The sequence below is a fragment of the Serratia oryzae genome (assembly GCF_001976145.1).
Lineage (GTDB): Bacteria > Pseudomonadota > Gammaproteobacteria > Enterobacterales > Enterobacteriaceae > Chania > Chania oryzae.
The window spans coordinates 1-20194 of sequence record NZ_MOXD01000021.1; the positions used below are offsets into that span (position 1 = coordinate 1).

The 20194-nt window shown below is 49.9% G+C and carries 12 protein-coding genes, 1 tRNA gene, 1 other RNA gene and 2 pseudogenes; 12 read left to right on the forward strand and 4 right to left on the reverse strand.

Translation table 11 applies throughout. The features are described 5' to 3' along the window. Window positions 1–353: 353 nt before the first annotated feature. From BMI79_RS21990 to BMI79_RS22000, 3 genes are all read left to right on the forward strand, one after another. Window positions 354–1592, forward strand: coding sequence for an IS110 family RNA-guided transposase (locus tag BMI79_RS21990; protein WP_076944286.1), 1239 nt, complete (start codon window positions 354–356; stop codon window positions 1590–1592). Window positions 1593–1789: 197 nt separating this feature from the next. After that, window positions 1790–3076: a PIN-like domain-containing protein gene (locus tag BMI79_RS21995; RefSeq protein ID WP_076944287.1), complete on the forward strand. Its 1287-nt coding sequence runs from the start codon at window positions 1790–1792 to the stop codon at window positions 3074–3076. A 393-nt stretch (window positions 3077–3469) separates the two neighbouring features. Then, on the forward strand, window positions 3470–4513 hold the full coding sequence (locus BMI79_RS22000; RefSeq protein WP_076944288.1) for a virulence RhuM family protein: 1044 nt from the start codon (window positions 3470–3472) through the stop codon (window positions 4511–4513). Between the two features lie 127 nt (window positions 4514–4640). Here BMI79_RS22000 and BMI79_RS22005 read toward each other — a convergent pair whose 3' ends face one another. After that, window positions 4641–7727: an efflux RND transporter permease subunit gene (locus BMI79_RS22005; protein WP_076944289.1), complete on the reverse strand. Its 3087-nt coding sequence runs from the start codon at window positions 7725–7727 to the stop codon at window positions 4641–4643. Further along, window positions 7724–8860 carry an efflux RND transporter periplasmic adaptor subunit gene (locus BMI79_RS22010; RefSeq protein ID WP_076944290.1) on the reverse strand — a complete coding sequence of 379 codons (1137 nt, stop codon included), beginning with the start codon at window positions 8858–8860 and terminating at the stop codon, window positions 7724–7726. The genes BMI79_RS22005 and BMI79_RS22010 overlap by 4 nt, the downstream gene beginning before the upstream one ends. 306 nt (window positions 8861–9166) lie before the next feature. Here BMI79_RS22010 and BMI79_RS24345 point away from each other — a divergent pair. Further along, a pseudogene (locus tag BMI79_RS24345) lies at window positions 9167–9298 on the forward strand (hydroxyacid dehydrogenase); the annotation flags it as partial. Between the two features lie 41 nt (window positions 9299–9339). Here the strand turns inward: BMI79_RS24345 and BMI79_RS22015 are convergent. Beyond that, window positions 9340–10105 (reverse strand): annotated as a pseudogene (locus tag BMI79_RS22015) (IS630 family transposase). 126 nt (window positions 10106–10231) lie between these two features. Here BMI79_RS22015 and BMI79_RS24435 point away from each other — a divergent pair. From BMI79_RS24435 to BMI79_RS22030, 3 genes are all read left to right on the forward strand, one after another. Continuing rightward, on the forward strand, window positions 10232–10360 hold the full coding sequence (locus tag BMI79_RS24435; protein WP_277755830.1) for a fimbrial protein: 129 nt from the start codon (window positions 10232–10234) through the stop codon (window positions 10358–10360). Between the two features lie 1295 nt (window positions 10361–11655). Beyond that, entirely contained in the window at window positions 11656–12279 is a 624-nt protein-coding gene (locus tag BMI79_RS22025) for a histidine phosphatase family protein (protein WP_076944292.1), read from the forward strand. Window positions 12280–12432: 153 nt separating this feature from the next. Continuing rightward, a complete protein-coding gene (locus tag BMI79_RS22030; RefSeq protein WP_076944293.1) occupies window positions 12433–12669 on the forward strand; it encodes a DUF4282 domain-containing protein in 237 nt (78 codons plus the stop codon). A 186-nt stretch (window positions 12670–12855) separates the two neighbouring features. Here BMI79_RS22030 and BMI79_RS22035 read toward each other — a convergent pair whose 3' ends face one another. Further along, a complete protein-coding gene (locus tag BMI79_RS22035; RefSeq protein WP_076944294.1) occupies window positions 12856–13605 on the reverse strand; it encodes an NAD-dependent epimerase/dehydratase family protein in 750 nt (249 codons plus the stop codon). A 621-nt stretch (window positions 13606–14226) separates the two neighbouring features. On the opposite strand from BMI79_RS22035, the gene bglF reads away from it, so the two are divergent. From bglF to BMI79_RS22065, 5 genes are all read left to right on the forward strand, one after another. Further along, the gene (bglF, locus tag BMI79_RS22040; RefSeq protein WP_076944295.1) at window positions 14227–16098 is read left to right on the forward strand and encodes a PTS beta-glucoside transporter subunit IIABC; all 1872 of its coding nucleotides are present in this window, start codon (window positions 14227–14229) and stop codon (window positions 16096–16098) included. 23 nt (window positions 16099–16121) lie between these two features. Next, the gene (locus BMI79_RS22045; RefSeq protein WP_076944296.1) at window positions 16122–17522 is read left to right on the forward strand and encodes a glycoside hydrolase family 1 protein; all 1401 of its coding nucleotides are present in this window, start codon (window positions 16122–16124) and stop codon (window positions 17520–17522) included. A 621-nt stretch (window positions 17523–18143) separates the two neighbouring features. Then, the gene (gene eptB, locus BMI79_RS22055; RefSeq protein WP_076944298.1) at window positions 18144–19838 is read left to right on the forward strand and encodes a kdo(2)-lipid A phosphoethanolamine 7''-transferase; all 1695 of its coding nucleotides are present in this window, start codon (window positions 18144–18146) and stop codon (window positions 19836–19838) included. A gap of 106 nt (window positions 19839–19944) precedes the next feature. After that, a tRNA-Pro gene (locus tag BMI79_RS22060) sits at window positions 19945–20021 on the forward strand. 32 nt (window positions 20022–20053) lie between these two features. Beyond that, a non-coding RNA gene (locus BMI79_RS22065) (RtT sRNA) lies at window positions 20054–20183 on the forward strand. Window positions 20184–20194: the final 11 nt, after the last annotated feature.

Consider the following 20194-nt stretch of genomic DNA (forward strand, 5'->3'; position numbering starts at 1 on the left):
CGAAATGCGGGGTTATTTCGCCAACCAACAAACCCCGCAGAACAATAAAATGCGGTCAAATATCAAATGTCCGCTCCTGTCAGGGAACGGACAGGTCTATGTAACTTGCCGTCTGCTATGAGCGAAATATAGTCATTCGCACCCTGAGAATTACACTTTGAAGTGATTCAGGGTATGCGCTTACTGGTTACGAATATTGAGCGAGAATCATGCGATGATCGCCGCTTTTCTTTCGAGCCAGTAGGTGCTCCACGTTCGCTAACGAATACTCAGGGCATGCAGATAAACTGCTGGCTATATTTCTTTCGAAGAGCGTGGAATGCATACCAATCCCCGATGAAAAGGAGTTGGTGATGACTGCGACTAATCAATTTGCTGCGCACGTTGGTCTGGACTGGGCAGATAAAAAACACGATGTCTGTGTTCAGTTTAAAAACGGTGAACGCGTATTCCATGTGATTGAACATACAGCAGAAGCGCTTGATGTCTGGCTTACTGAGTTACACCAGAAGGTAAAAGGCAGGATCGCTATCGCCGTTGAGCTAAAGAAAGGTCCCGTGGTGTATGCTCTTCAGAAATATCCGTTTATCACCGTTTTCCCCGTCCACGCTTTGTCCCTGGCTCGTTACCGGCAAGCCTTCTCGCCCAGCGGCGCTAAAGATGACCCGCAGGATGCCGAGCTGGCATTAGAGTTAATGCTGCGTTACCCCCAGAAGATAAAAGCTATTGAACCCGACAATGCGGATATTCGCTTACTTCAGCAACTGGTTGAGCAACGCCGTCAGTTGGTTGAAGATAAACGCCGTTTTGTGAACCGGATAATCAACACGCTAAAACAGTATTATCCTCAGCCACTGGAGTGGTTCTCACATCGGGGTAGCTTACTATTGTGTGAGCTGATTATCCGGTGGCCCAGTCTGCAACAACTGAAACGAGCCAGGCGCGACACGATCCGCAACTTTCTGAATGCCAAAGGTGGCCGCGCAATGGCCCTTACCGAGCAACGTGTTGCGAGTATTGATAACGCGATCCCATTGACGACAGACCCGAGTGTTATAGAGGCTAATGCTTTGATGGCAACAGCACTGGCGACACAAATTAAAGTCGTGAGTGAAATCATCAAAACCTATGACGAACGAATCGAAACGCTGTTTGACACATTGCCAGACGCGGGGCTGTTCAAATCACTTCCGGGCATGGGGCCGTGTATGGGCCCACGGATGCTTGCTGCACTTGGTGATAACCGTGACCGGTTTAACAGCGCTGAAGAAATTCAAAACTACGCAGGTATAGCACCGGTGACAGAACGAAGTGGCCAGAAATCCTGGGTTCACTGGCGATGGCAGTGTGCCAAGTTCGTCAGGCAGACCTTTGTTGAATGGGCTGCCAAGACGGTTAACTCATCATACTGGGCCAGACTTTATTATCAGGGACTGCGAGAAAAAGGAAAATCTCACCAATCTGCAATCCGGGCTCTGGCATTCAAATGGATAAGGATCATTTACCGCTGCTGGAAGACCAGAACCCAGTACGATGAAGCAAAGTATTTGTTGGCTCTCGAAGCGCGACACTCGCCTTTACTTAGGCCATAAAAAGCTTGTCGAATGTCTCAGGGCGTGAAGCGGACGTTATGTTTGCCGTGAAGATCCCTAAACACTGATTTTAAATCATCTTGATGATAAATTGCGATTAAATTACCATTTGTTGTAAGCAATAAAGACAGGATAAGATGTAGGTTTGGCAGTAATCTTATGAATATACAATAATCTAACATCCATGAAGGTATAACATGCAGAACAGTTTCTCAGGATTCTATGGTATTAGTGAAGATTCGATAGGCACAATGTTTACTTCAGAAAATACGATATTTATTTTTGATGCAAACATCCTCCTTACTCTCTATCGGTGCGAGGAAGAAACCCGTAATCGTTTTTTTGAAATATGGGAGAATATAAAAGAACAATGCTGGTTCCCTCATCATGTGTGTCTCGAATATCAACGAAATCGGCTAAAAGTGGTCAAGGACAGTCGTGATGCCTTGGAAAAAATACCAAAGAAAATCAAGGCATCTATCAATGAGCTAAAAACTCAAGTTTTTGATGGTGAACATAATCAAACCATCTCACGATATTCCAATTTAAAAGGCGAGCTTAACACCATTTTTAGCCAGATTGAAAATATTGTCAATGAATTCTCTGCAAATCATATTGATATCAGAAAGAGCAATATAGATTTTTTAAAAAACCATGATGTGATACGGGATAAAATTGACGTTCTAACAGAAGGTCGCATCGGTTCCGCCCCTAATGAACAGAAGGTCGTAGATGATTTAAATAAAAGTGGGAAAATCCGGTATAAGTACAAAGTTGGCCCTGGCTTTGATGATAGCGCAGATAAGAAAGAAAGTTTTTATTCATTCGACGGTATTAATTATGACGCTGAATACGGCGATTATTATGTTTGGAGCCAGATTCTTGAGTATGTTGGCAGCAAGCCAGGGAGCAATGTAGTTTACGTTTCGAATGATGCTAAATCTGATTTTTACTATAAAATTGAAGGTAAAATACGTGGCCCTAATGAATCTCTCCGCACCGAAATAAAAAAGCATGGTGCAGCAGAATTTCTACTTCAGAATATTGATACTTTTCTTCATCACGCTAATAACCATTTGAACGCGAGAATTGATGAGGCAGTTATTACAGAGCTGACAAATGCCAGTACCGTAAATGCTACTGACTCTCTATCCATTAAATACAAAAGGAATGGAAAGAGAGGGTTTAAGTATCCAGTTGAAATTAATCACTTACATTTAGGCGATATAGAGAATGTTGAACAAATATATCCTATTTACTCCGAATATCAACAACGATTGAATGCTTATAAGCTTGAACTCGATGAAATAGATACTGCACCGCTGGAAGAATTAGAGAGTTTGCAAGGTAGTGAACTAATGGCGAGAAAAAGGTATTTAACATTAAATATCAGCCTCCTTAAAAACCGACTAGATTTTTTGGGTAACAGAATGGCATATTTACAAGAAGCAGAAGCCATCCAGCAACTCTGTGAGAACGAATAACCTACCTTCTGTAAAACCCCCTTCTATCTTTAATTTAGAAGAAAGTTGGGGGTTCTGATCGCTATCGCACAGTTCGGTTGATGATTTGTTTTGAGTTAACGAGAGAGTGGAGCAGAAAATTTGTGTGGAGTTTTCTTTAAGTAATCCATTATTCCTCAGGGGTATTTAAGCAAGGTCAGCTCCTGGCACTTAGCCGACTGTCGAATTAGGCTGCGCCTTGATAAACGCAACGGCTGAAGTTATGGCTGCAAGAGGATGATAAACTTGGTACTGCTGCTGATATAAGTAAGTGATGATAAAAATGAACATTCTTATCCCAGTACGTAATGAGTCACAACGTCTGGCATACTAATCGGAGCATAGCGTTGTTAGTCTGATTAAAACGGAGGTGGCATGACAGATAAGCACTTAACCCAATTCCCTGCAGGTGAATTTGTTATGTTTGCCAGCGATGACGGCGAAGTGCGTGTTGAATGCCGCTTTGAGCAAGAAACACTATGGCTGCCCCAAGCGACTATTGCGAATCTTTACCAGGTGACTCCCCAAGCCATCACCCAACACATTAAAGCGATCTATGAAGAAGGCGAACTTGAGCAAAACGCAACCTGTAAGTCTTACTTACAAGTTCAACAGGAAGGAAGCCGCCAGGTAAGCCGCAACATACTTCACTATAGTCTGCCCGTCATTCTTGCTGTCGGCTATCGTGTCCGTTCACCTCGAGGCACCCAATTCCGCCAGTGGGTAACCCGAACGCTCCAGGAATACCTGATCAAAGGTTTTGTGATGGACGATGAGCGGTTGAAAAATCCGCCCGTGGGTTCCTCTACCGTACCTGACTACTTTGACGAGATGCTGGAACGCATCCGTGATATTCGCGCCAGCGAGCGGCGGGTTTATTTGCGGGTTCGGGAGATCTTTGCGTTAGCCGCCGACTACCAGCCTTCACTCAAAGAGACAACGCTGTTTTTTCAAACCATCCAGAACAAACTACATTTTGCCTGTACCGGCCATACTGCTGCCGAACTCATCCACCAACGTGCTGATGCCAGCCAGCCCCATATGGGCTTGAGCAGCTATAAAGGCGAAGAGGTGCGTAAAAGCGATATGACGGTGGCGAAAAACTACCTCAATCAGGATGAAGTCAGCGAACTCAACCGCGTGGTCAACATGTGGCTGGATTTTGCCGAAGATCAGGCCAGACGTCGCCAACAGGTGTTCTTGCGTGACTGGCAGGAAAAGTTGGATCAGTTCCTACAATTTAACGACCGCGAGGTTCTACAGGGTGCTGGTACGGTCAGTAAAAAAACGGCAGATGAAAAAGCGCAGGCTGAATACATCCAATTTGTTGAGCAGCAACGGCGTTTAAAAGAAGCTGAGGGAGAAAAGGATATTGCCAGTTTACTACAGTGGAAAACTGACACAAAAAAGTATCCTTGAATACCCCGAGTTTTTGCAAGCAAAAGCATTTGGGGGTGCTTGTGGGGGTTTCTTAACTATCCATATTAAATAATTATTTTTTTTTCATAATGATGAGGCCTATATGCGACTCCTGTGATCTCCCTGATTAAGAAGGCTTTTTAATGAATTTGCGGTAACACCACTGGCTAAAGTCATCAACGTATAAAAATATCGCCGGGATCACCAGCAGGCTCAGCACGGTTGAGGTCAACAAGCCGCCAATCACGGCAATGGCCATCGGTGAACGGAAGCTGGGGTCGGCATTGCCCAGCCCTATTGCAATGGGCAACATACCTGCGCCCATGGCAACGGTGGTCATGATGATCGGGCGCGCACGTTTATGGCAGGCATCCATCAGTGCCTCTTGGCGCGGTTTGGCCGCCACGGCTGGCCGCCCGTCGCTGCCATCATTGCCGCGCCGCGCCACAATAGCGTACTCCACCAGCAGAATAGAGTTCTTTGTGGCAATCCCCATCAACATAATCAGGCCAATCAGCGAAGGCATTGACAAGCTTTGCCCTGCGACTAACAGGCCGACGAAGGCTCCGCCTAAAGAGAAAGGCAGTGCGGCAAGGATGGTCACCGGGTGTAGGAAATGTTTGAACAGCAGCACCAACACGATGTAAATACAGAGGATACCGATCAGCATAGCCAACCCAAAGCTGGCAAAGAGTTCGCTCATGGTTTCAGCATCGCCTACTTCGACCACGCTCACCCCGGCAGGCAAATTCTGTATTGAGGGCAGTTTTTTTACCTCACTTACCGCGGTACCTAATGGAATATTGGAAAGTTCGATCTCCAGATTGATATTGCGCGAGCGATCGTAGCGGTTGATCACCGCAGGCCCGCTTGCGATCGCGATATCTGCAACCTGGCTGAGCATCACCGGGCCTTTAGTACCGGGGATAATAAGACGTTTTAACGTTTCGATATCTTGCCGTGCTGCATCATCCAGTTTCACCACGATGTCCAGTTGCCTTTGGGGCAAATTCAGCTTTGGCAACGACATATCATAGTCCCCCAAGGTGGCGACCCGCAGCGTTTCGCCGATAGCGGCACTGCTGACCCCGAGATCGGCTGCGCGTGCAAAGTCAGGACGAATGACCACCTCCGGCCGGACGAGGCTGGCGGTAGACGCGATATTTCCCAACCCTGGAATAGTGCGCAAGTCGCGCAGCACCGCCTGTTGGGCAGACGCCAGGCTGCGTGGATCTTCGCCACTCAGCACCAGAATATATTTCTCTCCAGATGCTCCCAGGCCCACTTTGATACGTACCCCAGGCAGTTGTGCCAATAGATTACGGATGCGCGTTTCAATATGTTGTTTACGTTCTCTCTCATTGCGCTCAATGAGTTGGATGGTCAAGGTCGCATTGCGCGGTTCCACCAGGGCGGAGGAGAAGGGATCGCTTCCCGCACTTCCGGCACCAATAGTGGTATAGATGCTGCGTATTTCAGGTATCTGACGGAGCAACTGACGCGTCTGTTCAGCCATCGCTTCCGTCTGGGTTAACGTCGATCCTGGCGGCAGCTCAACAGACACTTGAGTTTGCGAGTTATCATCCGGCGGCATAAATCCAGAAGGTAGCAGGGGGATCAACATCAGTGATGCAATAAAGAATAGCCCGACAGAAAACAGCGTTTTGATCTTATGATGAGTACACCAGTTGACGATGCGTAAATAGCGGGTGAGCCAGGCCGGATCGCGATCGCTTGCCACCAGGGGCTTGAGCATATAAGCGGCCATCATTGGCGTAAGAATGCGCGCAACCACCAGCGAAGCAAAAACGGCGATCGACGCCGTCCAACCAAACTCTTTGAAAAATTTGCCTGCAATACCGCTCATAAACGCCGTAGGAAGGAAAACGGCGATCAGGGTAAAAGTGGTGGCAATCACCGCTAAGCCAATCTCATCAGCGGCTTCCATCGCAGCTTCATAGGGGGTTTTACCACTGCGCAAGTGGCGCACGATGTTTTCGATCTCAACAATCGCGTCATCAACCAGGACCCCGATCACCAACGACAGGGCCAGCAGACTGATCACATTGATAGAAAACCCCATCAAGGCCATGCCAAAAAAAGCCGGAATCACCGACATGGGCAGCGCCACTGCCGAAATAAACGTAGCCCGCCATTCGCGCAGGAAAAACCAGACGACCAGCACCGCCAACAGCGCGCCTTCATACAGCAGATTGAGTGATGAGCTGTACTCCGCTTTGACCGGGCTGACGAAGTCAAATGCTTGAGTGAAAATCAGGTGCGGGTACTCTGCCTTAATTTTTTCCAACGCTTTTTCCACGGCGTCGCCAACTTCTACCTCGCTCTCCCCGCGGCTGCGCACGATCTCAAACCCAACGACGGGCTTACCGTCAACAAAGGCAGAAGCGCGGACTTCAGCCACGGTGTCGATGACGGTAGCGAGTTGATCGAGGCGAACGTAACGCCCATCGACAAGCGGGATCTGCAGTGCCGCGATCTCCTTGGCGGAGTGTTGCCCCCCTAGGGTGCGGATAGTTTGTTCGCTGCTGCCCAGCTCGGCTCGTCCACTGGGGGCATCCTGCTGCACTAAACGCAATTGTTGCGAGATCTGTGCCGCGCTCAGCCCCAGGCTTTGTAGCTTTAACGGATCGAGCACGACTTGGACCTGACGATTGACGCCTCCGACTCGTTTGACGGCGCCGACGCCGCGGATCGCCTGCAAGCGGCGCACCAGCGAGTTATCCACAAACCATGACAGTGCTTCTTCGTCCAAATGTTCTGAGCGTACCGCATACACCAGCACCGGCGTTCCGGCCAGATTGACGCGTTGTACAACAGGATCACGGACATCGCTGGGCAGATCAGAGCGCACCCCCTGTACTGCCGAACGCGTATCATCCACGGCTTCCTGGACCGGTTTCTCCAACTGAAATTCCAGCGTCATAACCACGCTGCCTTCGGAGATCTTGGTATAGATGTGCTTTAGCCCCTGTAGGGAAGCAACGGAGTCCTCCAGTTTGCGCGCCACGTCGTTTTCTAACTGTTCCGGCGAAGCGCCCGGCAAGGCGGCGCTGACGGTGACCATCGGTAACTCGATGTCTGGAAACTGTTGGATCTTCATACTACGGAAACTGATGATCCCAGCGACGGTGAGTAGCACAAACAACATAGCGGCGGGGATGGGATTACGTATAGACCAGGTAGAGAGATTCATTGTGCTGCTCCCCCTGTGGGGAGGGGGTTAACGCGCACTCTTTCGCCGTGATTGAGGAAACCAGCACCGCTGGAAACGATACGCATATCGGGCCGCAGGCCGGTGAGGATCTCAAACCGCCCCTGATATAGCTGACCTACTTCGACTTTAATTTCGCTGACGTTACCCGCTTCATCAACGGCAAAAAGGTAGTGAAATCCTTCGCGTGAGACGAGAGCGGATTGTGAAACGGTGAGTGCCGATGTTTCACCGACGTGGAACGCCCCTTGGGCAAACATACCCGCCTTTACTCCGAGCTGTTGCTGCTGCGTTGGGGTGATATCGACATAGACGATGGCGTTACGTGTTTGCAGATCGAGTGCAGGGGCCAGGGCGCGGATGCGGCCAGTGAGCTCGGTTCCCGCTGTGGTGCGCAATACGGCACTCATACCCGGTTTGAGGTAGGGTAATTCTGCTGCGGTCAGTTCTGCGCGCCATTCCAGGCGCTCTTGACGGATCAGCCGGAATAACTCGTTGCCACGGTTGGCGACGTTGCCAACAGTTGCGCTGCGCGACGAGATAATACCATCGTCTGGAGCCAGTACGCGCGTGTTCTCCATGCGCAACCGCTGGTATTGAACTTGCGCTTTCGCTTGTTGGACGCGAGCACGTGCTGTTTTATCGATGGCGAGATACTGGTCGATCTGCAATTCGCTGAGTGCACCGGTATTCTTCAGTTGGCGTGCGCGTTGTGCATTCGTGCTGGCTTCGTCTTTATTTGCCTGAGCTTCTGCTAAAGCTGCCTCTGCTTGGGCAAGGTCAGCGGCGACTGTTTCGGGATCAAAACGCGCAAGAAGTTGGTTTTTACGCACACGGTCACCGACATTGACGTAAATTTCTGCCAGGCGTAACCCATCAGCTTCACTGCTGACGCTCGCCTCCTGCCAGGCAGCAATATTACCGTTGGCGTTGATTTGGCGTGGTAAGTTCTGTTGTTGGGGTATTTCGATATTAACGGTAAGTGCAGCCTGTTTCTCTGGCGGAGTATCACTATGGGCTGGCTTGTTTGCACTTATTGTAAGGATAAAATAAATGCTGATACCGATTATGAGGACAGCAGCGCCGAGAAAAAATCTATTTTTGTACCACGTCATTTTAATTATTAACCCAGTGGTTGTGATTAAAAATCCATTTAATTCATTATCATACTATGTCACATAGTCTGATGCATCAATCAGTACGGCAATCAAGAAATATCTCAAAATCACGTTTAGCTAGACTTAACGAGTCCCAACTATAAGAACAACGTCCCACCGGCTATCTGATAGGGCAATATCGTACTCCAAGTGAGTTTAATCAGGCTTAACTATCCTATATAGCGAAAGAGTAAAACACCTGCATCAGGTCGTCTGGTCTATTAAGCGTATACAGCATCTAAGTTGGATTAAAGCGGCGGCGGCATGGCAGATAAGCACGTAATCCAATCCTTGGCAGGTGAGTGTGTGATGTTCATCAGCGCTAGTGGGAAGGTGCGCGTTGAATGTCGCTTTGAAAGCGACACTTTGTGGCCGTCGCAGGCCATGATCTGTCAGCCAAAGCCAAATCAGACTCTAAATAAGTGATCCGAATATCGCTACACTTTTGCCAGCCCATGTTTACCACCGGGGAATGGGCAGGCAGTTGCCATAAAATGGCAGACTTTTTTCAGTAATTGCCACCGGGTGCGGCATTGATGATTACGGGTGATTGTCTCGTGTAACGCCTGCCTTCATTCTGCCCGGGCGTCACCACGCGTTTCTGCTGAGCGCGTGCCTGCCAGTCGGCACCGATTTTGGGGTTGAGATGGATATCCACTTCATCTTCGTAAAACACCGGATTTTCTGCGCTGTATTTCTCCTGCGCTTTATGGATTACCGCCATTTTTTCTTCTTTGCGCGGGTCACGAATATGGAGTGTAGGTGCGGCTCTGCGCCATACCAGACCAGCAGCAGGCAGCCAGCGGCGAACCGTGGAAGCATGTCACTGACAACCGGTTATTTCATTGATTTTTATCGCCATAACTCTGTACTCCAGCGTGAACGCTGATAGCCAAAGTCACCTGGCGTGTGTTTCACCGGCTCACGTAAAAACGTGCAGATATGCTCAAAAGGCCAGCAGCGTCCACGTCCGGGGGAAAGCGATTCCAGACCGTCGATACCATAACGGGTAAACCAGTTAATCCAGCGAATAATGGAAGAACGTGCACAGCAAAGCATTCTGGCGACCGCGCTGACAGGTTCTCCTCGGTGCAACATCAGCATGGCTGTCAGCCTGCGTGCATGGTTTTTGCCGCGTGTTCTGTGAATCGCTTTTTGCATCAGGCGTCTTTCACTGCGGGGTATTGGTGCTACTATCGGCATCGCTCAGTCCGGTTGGTGATTTGTGATGTTTGGCGATTGATCAGATCGCACAATCCGGGCTGAGTTCCCTTCAAGTGATCTACTATTTGGAACGCTTATCTATTTAACTTTGCATCAGAATACCCGATGACGTTGCCGAAAGACGGTAGCCGCATCATACGTATTCCACTGGCTGCACGCTATATTCAAACGGCGGCAAAACTGACGCCGGGTAAAGCGCATGGCAAGGCCGTATTCCTGATTAATTATTATTAATCAGGAATAGAGGATAACTAAAGGATATATAGCCAGGGAAATGCGCAGAGAATAGTTAACTCGCGTCTATTACTTTCTTTACCAATGGATTTTGCTGTTGGTTGTCTCTCGAATAATACGCATGTCGCGAAAACCCAGAGAAGTTGATGTTGGTTTATTAAGTCAAAAAAATTTATCATCGCCCGTAATTAAAGGAATAAGAGAGTTCATGAACGATGTAACCCGTAAATGGCTCAGGCTTATGACAGGCTTTCTAAGCCTAGCGATCAGCCCGTATGTTATGTCTAGTGTCAATTGCGCTATGGTCGGTTTACCATCCGCAGCGATTACGGCAACCTTAACGTTAACACCCGCTAACATTACGACTGGCCCTGATTTGCCTGACGGAACCATACTTTATACGGGCTATTTTAAACCCACAATGCAACCAGTTGTGAGTTGTGTTCCGATAACGTCAGTTCAATAAGTACTTAAAAATATTAAGCGCGCAAACGGCGTTGTCGGGCTGGGGCAACAGTAAATTTACGTATGTCTTTGCAAGCGGCATCGCTGGAGTCGGGATCGTCATATGGAAAGGTTCCGTAGGCATCACACCAACGCCATATGTTGTACAAAGCTACGGCACTACGGGTGTGATCGGCACGACCAACACCCACAATATCGACACCAGTTTCTCATTTGGTTTGATAAAAATAGGAAATATCGCGCCAGGGACCATCAATGGGGCCAATTTCCCTACCGTGGTATACGCCTGCGAACAGCGGCGTCAGTGCGGTGAGAATTCCAATGGCTGCCCGGTATATACAGCAAAGTGCGCAGGTCACACCAGGGCGTGCGGATGGTAAGGCCGTTTTTCTGATTAATTATTACTGAAAAATGTTCCATACAACCCAATGAACCCGAGAAAGCGTTGAGGTTCATCCTCAATGCTTTCCCAGCCTTTAAACACCCTAACAAGTTTCTTCTTCCTTGAGGCGAGGGAGCGGCTCCAAGGCCAACTGGAGATCGCATAAAATAAGGGCAGATGTTGCGATAGGTTCCTTATATCCCTCCGTTTTGGCAACGCCCGGTGGTCCGATACGTCGGCAGCATACCTTGCCCTTTTCCCTGCTGATAGAGGTATTGCGCTACCACGGATAGGAGTGAGGGTTCACTTTTGCGCGCGACGTCAGCGGTACAGGTTGCAGGGATTATGCGCGGTATGTCTGATTAATAGCCAATTGCCAGAGCTACCCGCGTGAGCCCCTGCTTATGGTCTATAGTTAACCCTCATGGTGGCAGGGAAGAGGGAAGATATGCGCTTTATCGTGATCAGACATGCAGAGTCAGAATGGAGCCGGGAAGGGATTATTCAGGGGCAGCTCGACAGCCCGGTCACGCCCCATGGACACCGGCAGATCGCTGCGTTGATGGCGGCATTGAAAGAGATCGCTTTCACACATTTTTTCAGTTCGCCTTCGGGGCGGGCAATGACTACCGCACAGGCGCTGGCGGCGCACTGCCAGTGTGAGATCAGCAACGATGCACGCTTGTATGAACAGCACTTTGGTTGCTTGCAGGGCCAACCCTATCATCAGGCGATGCGCAATCATTCTGAAACCTTTTCACGCATTTTTGCGGGTGAGCCTACGGCCGCTGCCCCTGAAGGGGAGTCAGCCATGGACGTTGCCCAGCGGATGATGGCTTTCTTTCAGGGATTTCCTTCTGCCCAGCGGGGAACTTTTGGCGTGGTGACACATGGCCACGCACTGCAGGCGCTGATTTGGCAGTTGAAAGGCAGTGATTGGATGGAGGATATCAGCAAATATGGTCACCCGAGCTGTGGTTATTCCGTGATTGATGTGAGCCACGGGCGGTTGCAATTGCAACGTTGGGGGGTGGCGACACATTTGCGATCGTTGCATCTGGCGCCAATTTGAAGCTGTAGCACGCATCTAGAGATGCTTTTCTTAACCCGTATTTTTACTCTTTGTAAAATTCAGAAAAGATTATTAATATTTAGCCGCTGCTTGCCAGCGGGAGGCACCTTTGCCTTTCTTGGGATTTAAATATTAACAAGGGATAAATACACTGTGAAAAATATTTTCTTTTTTGAGGCAATGCTAACGCCAAAAATCATCACTTTCATCTATTGGCTCTGCTTACTGAGCGTTGTCGTTGGTGGTGTTGGGCTGATGTTCTATGGCGAGTTTTTCCGTGGCCTGCTGGGCTTGGTGATTGGCGGCGTATTTACCCGCGTATGCTTTGAAATGATCATCATCGCGTTTAAAAATAATGAATATCTGCGTAAAATCGCCGAAAAACCGTAATATTGTGCGTCATCAGCGCCGGGAATAGCCCGGCGTTGGGGTTATTTCCACCTGTCCGTTTTTCCCGCTCAATTATCCGTTCTGCATCATTGCTGTTATTAAAAGTAGTACTTAGGTTAATTAACTTGCGCTAATGTTGCGAGCCTGAGCATTCTCTTTTCCCCTGGGTAAATGGATTATGATCTTTTAGGTAAAACCGCACAAAGCGAAAGCATCATCCTCGGGGTAATAATCCAGCAGGTGCGTGGTCTCCTCCAGCGACAGCCTTTTGTAGTGATTGTTGGAAATGCCGTGTACCACCGCATACTGAACATCAGCTACCCGAATGCAGCGATCGAGCAGATCGGCAGCATCACGGTGGCTGAGGAACCCGCTCATATCGCGAGCGCTGATCTGCTGGTGACTGGCCAGCGTAGTGAAATTGGCAATGCGTACCGACAGTGCCGAAAGCCCCTCCTGATGGGCAAAGTAGGCGGCAATGCCTTCCCCGAAGGCTTTACTGAGCGCGTATAGGCTCTTTGGCTTTGGCGCATCTTCCGGGCGAACCTGGTAATCCAGCGGATACCCTTCCACAACCTGGGCGCAACTGGCAAACACCACGCGTTTGCAGCCTGCGTCTTTTGCTGCGCGGAAAATATTGAATGTGCCGAGAATGTTGTTTTTCATTAGAGAGGTACAAAAATCCGCGGCGGGCGAAGGATCGGCAGCCAGATGCAAAACGGTATCAATATTGACACAGGCGGCACGGCAGGCTTCAAGATCGGTGATATCAAATACCCGAGCTTCATCATTAGGCCGCAAATGGGTTAGCCGATCATGCTGTTTTTCCGCCAGCCGAAAAATATAGCGATCGCCGACGAATTGCCTGAAAGCCATCGCAACCTGGCCACCTGCACCAGTGATTAAGATTCGTCCAAGGTTTGTACGTAATGCCATGGTTACTGCTGTCCCTAAAACAAATACGCCGGGCATCAGTAATAATACTGCTGATTATTTTTGTCTACATTTTAATTAGATTTTCTGATGTATCCATGTCACTCGTTAAGATTTTTCGCAAATAATATTCACGTAAATGTATGGTTATTTAGGATTTTTCTTGTTGATCGGTATATTGATGGAGTAAAAAATTTTTTCAGCAAAAAGAGGTGATACAAAGTAACATTATGTTGTGTATGTATTTTTGTTGTCATGTGTCAGATGGGATATTCACGTTAAATGTATATTTTCTATGAATCACATGGATAGATTTAATTAGATTGGCTAATGATTAGTTTGGCGTATAGCGGTACTCGCCATTTTGTATCGCGGATCACAGTTCGGTAACTTTGTAACGGAAAGTCTTGCTGCACTGAAAAATGGAGTGTTAACGTCATAACTCAGCCGATTTAGGGTTGTCACTGCTGCGGCAGGCAAAACCTAAACCTCAAGCTTCTGTATTCCTGTGTTGGGATCAGGTGCTGTGAGGTTTAGGTTTTTTTTTGCGCTGAATTCTTCCATGGCGGCAGGCCCTCGCTGTGGATTAAGGGGCGGCAGAGCGGAGCGTGAAGGATACATATGATGAAATATCAGGAATTAGCCAGTGAGATTTTGGCCGGCGTCGGTGGCCGCGACAATGTGAAAAGCCTGGTGCATTGTGCCACTCGTCTGCGGTTTAAGCTGCGTGAGGTCAGCCTGGCGGATGCTGCAATTTTGAAGAAAAACCCAGGTATTATCATGGTCGTGGAAAGCGGTGGCCAGTTTCAGGTGGTGGTCGGTAACCATGTCGCAGAGGTCTATAAGGCCGTCAATACGCTGGCCGGATTCGGTGATGATGCTCCGGCCAAAAACGATGACGGCAAACAGGAGAATCTGCTCAGCCGCTTTATCGACGTCATTTCTGGCATTTTCACTCCATTACTTGGTGTGATGGCCGCCTCAGGGATCCTGAAAGGTTTCCTGGCATTGAGCCTGGCCTGCGGTTGGCTGCTCGAGGGCAGCGGCACTTTCAAACTGCTGTTCGCCGCCAGTGATGCGCTGTTCTATTTCTTTCCGATCATGCTGGGTTATACCGCAGGTAAGAAATTTGGTGGCAATATCTTTGTGACCATGGCGATTGGCGGGGCACTGACGCATCCCCTGATGATAGCCGCGTTTGAGGCGGCACAGCAACCGGGAGCCCAGCCTGAACATTTCCTCGGTATTCCTATTACCTTTATCAACTACAGTTCCTCGGTGATTCCGATCATTTTTGCCGCCTGGCTCTCCTGCCGCCTGGAGCCGGTATTTAACCGGGTGATCCACAGTGCCCTACGTAATTTTGTGACGCCGCTGATGTGTCTGGTGGTCACCGTTCCACTGACTTTCCTGCTGATTGGCCCGGTGGCGACCTGGCTGAGCCACCTGCTGGCACATGGCTATCAAACCGTTTATGCCTTCAACCCGGTGATTGCCGGGGCTGTTATGGGCGCGATGTGGCAAGTCTGCGTGATCTTCGGGCTGCACTGGGGGTTGGTACCCTTAATGATCAACAACCTGAGCGTTCTGGGGCGTGACACTATGTCACCGCTGCTGCTGCCTGCGGTGATGGGGCAGGTGGGGGCCACGCTGGGGGTGATGCTGCGTACTCGTGACGCCAAACTGCGCGTGATGGCAGGCTCTGCCGTCAGCGCCGGTATTTTTGGCATTACCGAACCGGCGGTGTACGGGGTCACGCTGCCGAACAAGCGGCCATTTATTTTCGGCTGTATCGGCGGTGCGCTGGGTGGTGCAGTGATCGGTTACTTCCATACGGCAGTCTACTCGTTTGGCTTGGTGAGCATTTTCACCTTTGCCCAGATCATCCCGGCCGGAGGCTTTGACTCCTCGGTGTGGGGGGCGATCGTCGGGACACTGGTGTCGTTTATGTTTGCCGCTGTTGCCAGTTACCTGTTTGGCCTCGCGCCGCCTGCCGAAGCAGCGCCAGCAGAGGCGCCATTAACCGAAACGCTGCTTAGCCGTAAGCAGTCCGTGAGCAGCCCGATTGCTGGGGACATCGTTCCGCTGGAACAGGTAAATGATGCCACCTTTGCCAGCGGTCTGTTGGGCAAAGGGGTGGCGATCAAGCCGCATCTGGGCCGGGTTGTTGCGCCGGTTAACGGGAGCGTAGTGTCGTTGTTCAAGACCAAACATGCCATTGGCATTGAATCGGATGACGGTGCGGAGCTGCTCATCCATATCGGTATTGATACCGTCAAACTCGACGGTTTGCATTTCACCGCACACATCAAAGAGGGCGATCGCGTGATGCAAGGCGATTTGCTGATCGAGTTCGATCAGGCCGCCATTCAGGCCGCCGGTTTTGACACCACCACGCCGATCATCATCAGCAACAGTGATGATTATGTTGATGTGTTGACCAATGGCCATAGTCCGGTGCAGGAACAGGCCGCGCTGCTGACTTTATTACGTTAATCAGGATCATTGAGGAGAGAGCAATGAGTAGCAAATTTCCAGAGCATTTTCTGTGGGGGGGCGCGGTTGCTGCCAATCAGGTGGAAGGCGCGTATCTTAGTGACGGGAAAGGTCTTTCAACCTCGGATCTGCAGCCGCAGGGGATTTTCGGTGCGCTGACGCCGCGCGTGGCGGGTGACAGCGGCATTAAAGACGTGGCGATCGACTTCTATCACCGCTATCCGCAGGATGTAGCGTTGTTTGCCGAAATGGGCTTTAAATGCCTGCGCACCTCCATCGCCTGGGCACGTATCTTCCCGCAGGGGGATGAAGAAGTGCCTAATGAGGCCGGGCTGGCATTTTACGATCGGCTGTTTGATGAGATGGCAAAGTACGGCATTCAGCCGCTGATTACCCTGTCTCACTACGAAATGCCGTATGGCCTGGCGCAAAAATATGGCGGCTGGGCAAGCCGCAAAACCATCGGCTTCTTCGAGCGTTATGCCCGCACGGTGTTTGAGCGTTACAAACACAAGGTGAAATACTGGCTGACGTTTAATGAGATCAACATGTCGCTGCACGCGCCGTTTACCGGCGTCGGGTTGCCGGAAGACAGCAGTAAGAGTGAAATTTATCAGGCGATCCACCACCAACTGGTGGCCAGTGCTAAAGCGGTGAAGGCCTGCCACGAGATTGTGCCGGGCGGGCAGATCGGCAATATGCTGTTGGGAGGCATTCTCTACCCGCTGACCTGCAAGCCGGAAGACCTGCTGGAAACCCAGCGCCAGAACCGCGACTGGCTGTTCTTTGGCGACGTGCAGGCGCGCGGTGCCTATCCGGCCTATATGCGGCGTTTCTTCCGTGAAAACGATATTCAGGTGGAAATCACCCACGCAGATCAACAGGCGTTGCGTGAAACCGTCGACTTTATCTCCTTCAGCTATTACATGAGCGGCTGTGTGACCACCGATAAAGCCCAGAACAATACCGAGCGAGCCAATATTCTCAATATGGTGCCGAACCCGCATTTGGCCAGTTCGGAATGGGGCTGGCAGATCGACCCGATTGGCCTGCGTTATTTACTCAACGTGCTGTATGACCGCTATCAGAAGCCGCTGTTTATTGTTGAAAACGGCCTGGGGGCGAAAGATCGTCTCGAAGCCGACGGCAGTATTAACGACGATTACCGCATCAACTACCTCAACGATCACCTGGTGCAGGTGGGCGAGGCCATTGACGACGGGGTTGAGGTCATGGGCTACACCAGTTGGGGGCCGATCGATCTGGTAAGTGCTTCAAAAGCGGAAATGTCGAAACGTTACGGCTTTATTTATGTCGACCGCGACGATGCCGGTAATGGCAGCCTCGAGCGCCGCCGGAAAAAGAGTTTCTATTGGTATCGCGATGTGATCCGCAGTAACGGCAACAGCCTGAAAGCCAAGTAATCACTGCACTACAAGCTCTTCACTCCGGCTCTCCCGCACAGGGTTAGCCATTGATGCATGATTATGCCGCTTTGCGCTTAACTGAGCGGCATTATTGGCAAATAGCGGGCCTTAATAAAAACATCTTGTTGTTCATTATGGGTTACTTGTACCCAGGGAATGTTGTTGCCCGCAGTCAGTATCTGGGAATATTTGCGCACGGAGAAAAGATAATAATGAAGTATTCCATGCCCCATGCCCCATGCCCCATGCGCTGACTCTGGCGGCGCTATTGCTGGCTGGTGACAGCGCTGAAAACCGTAGTGACCTTCTGATGGGGCGTGAAGCGAAGCCGCAGGTGGGTTCCTTTTCTTACGCTACTCGCGGCCACATTGGCGTTATCCATAACATTAAGTGATGTTTCCTGCAAAAAATCGGTGAAAGTTGGGGCTCTGGCTCCACTTATTATCCCTATTTTCTCGCCAAATTCGGCCGCAAAACGTGGAAAAAAATGCTTATTCCATGATAATTATATTAATTATGCGAGGTGAAACCGAACTTATTGCCTGGCGAATGAACCTGCAACCACATTGACTGTCTGAATGGGCCATAGCAAGTAAAGCCTCGGAGCTTCTGCGTTACATGAGCAAAGTTAATTCGTTGTCCCAGCAGAATTTATCGTTATTGCTGGCGATCTATATCGGCATTTTTTTGAACATTTCCGTTTTCTACCGTCGTTTTGACTCTTTTACCCAAGGTATTCAAGGGATTAAGGTTGTCGCCGCAGTGACCGAAGTGGCTACCATTGTGCTGTTCACCTTTTTTATCATGCGGCTGATGTCGCTCGGTGGGCGGCTGTTTTACCGCATTATCGCCTCGCTGCTGGTGTTGATTTCCGTGGCAGCCAGCTATTACATGACGTTCTTCAACGTAGTGATTGGCTATGGGATTATCGTCTCGGTAATGACCACTGATATCGATCTTTCCAAAGAGATGATTGGTCTGCACTTTGTGCTGTGGATGGTGGGAGTCAGCGCCTTGCCGCTGCTGTGTATCTGGACGAACAGCTTGCGCAATACGTTGATTGAACAGTTAAAAACCCCTGGACACCGCACTAAACCGCTGTTGATACTGCTGGCGGTGGTGGCTCTGGTGTGGCTGCCGTTACGTATGCTGGATAAGCAGCAAAACGCGCAGGAAAAAATCACCAATATCGATCTGCCCAGCTACGGCGGCGTGGTAGCACATTCTTATCTGCCTGCTAACTGGTTGTCGGCACTCGGGTTGTTTGCTTATACCCGTTACGATGAAAGCCAGGATGACGCTAATATGTTTGATCCGAGCAAAAATTTTACTTATGTGCCACCGGCTGGGATCGATGATACCTACGTGGTGTTTATTATCGGCGAAACCACCCGTTGGGATCATATGGGGGTGTTGGGCTATGGCCGCGATACGACGCCGAAATTGTCCCAGGAAAAAAACCTTGTGGCGTTTCGTGGTGAATCCTGTGATACCGCCACCAAGCTGTCACTACGTTGTATGTTTGTCCGCGAAGGGGGGGCTCTGGATAATCCGCAACGCACCCTGAAAGAGCAGAATGTGTTTGCCGTACTGAACGCTCTGGGGTTCACCTCGGAACTGTTCGCCATGCAAAGTGAAGTCTGGTTCTACAACAATACTAACGTGGATAATTACTCTTTCCGCGAAATGATTGCCTCTGAGAAGCGTAACGACGGTAAGTCGGTAGACGATATGCTGCTGGTGGACGAGATGAAAGAGTCGCTGGCGCGCTATCCGGACGGTAAGCATCTAGTGATCCTGCATACCAAAGGGTCACATTATCTCTATTCGCAGCGTTACCCTCGCAGCTTTGCGCGTTACCAGCCGGAGTGTATGGGAGTAGATGAATTCTGCTCCAAAGAGCGGCTGATCAACGCTTATGATAACTCGGTGCTGTACACCGATACTTTTATCAGCAGTGTGCTCGATCAGGTGCGTGACAAGAAAGCCATCGTGTTTTATGCCGCCGATCACGGTGAGTCGATCGGTGAGAACTCCCATTTGCATGGTACGCCGCGTGAAATGGCCCCGCCAGAGCAGTTTCGTGTGCCGATGATGGTTTGGGCATCCGATCAATTCCTGGCCGAACCGCAGCATCAACTGGCGTTTGAGCAGTTGCAGGCGCAGCAACGTATTGGCAAAACCCATCGTCATGACGAATTGTTTGACTCCATTCTTGGCTGCCTTGGCTACACCTCACCAGACGGCGGTATTGTGGATAAAAACAACTGGTGCCACGTACCGCGGGGCAATGTGTTGAATAATTTACTGTAATCTGCTTGCAGCTCGTGGTGGGTTGATGATTTTGCCACCACTTGAGCGGTACGGTGGAGAAAGTCGTTGACGCTTATAATCGCCAGCAGTAATATGCGCCCCGCGACGGCGAGTAGCGCAGCTTGGTAGCGCAACTGGTTTGGGACCAGTGGGTCGGAGGTTCGAATCCTCTCTCGCCGACCACATTTGAAAAACCTGCTTTTTAGCAGGTTTTTTTTCGTCTGAAATTCAAGAGGATGAGAACCTCCGAAGGAGGTTTGAGCCGAGCAAAGCGAGACAACGTTGCTTTAGCAACGGCCCGCAGGGCACGCATCGAAGATGCGAGTTATCCTCTCTCGCCGACCACATTTGAAAAA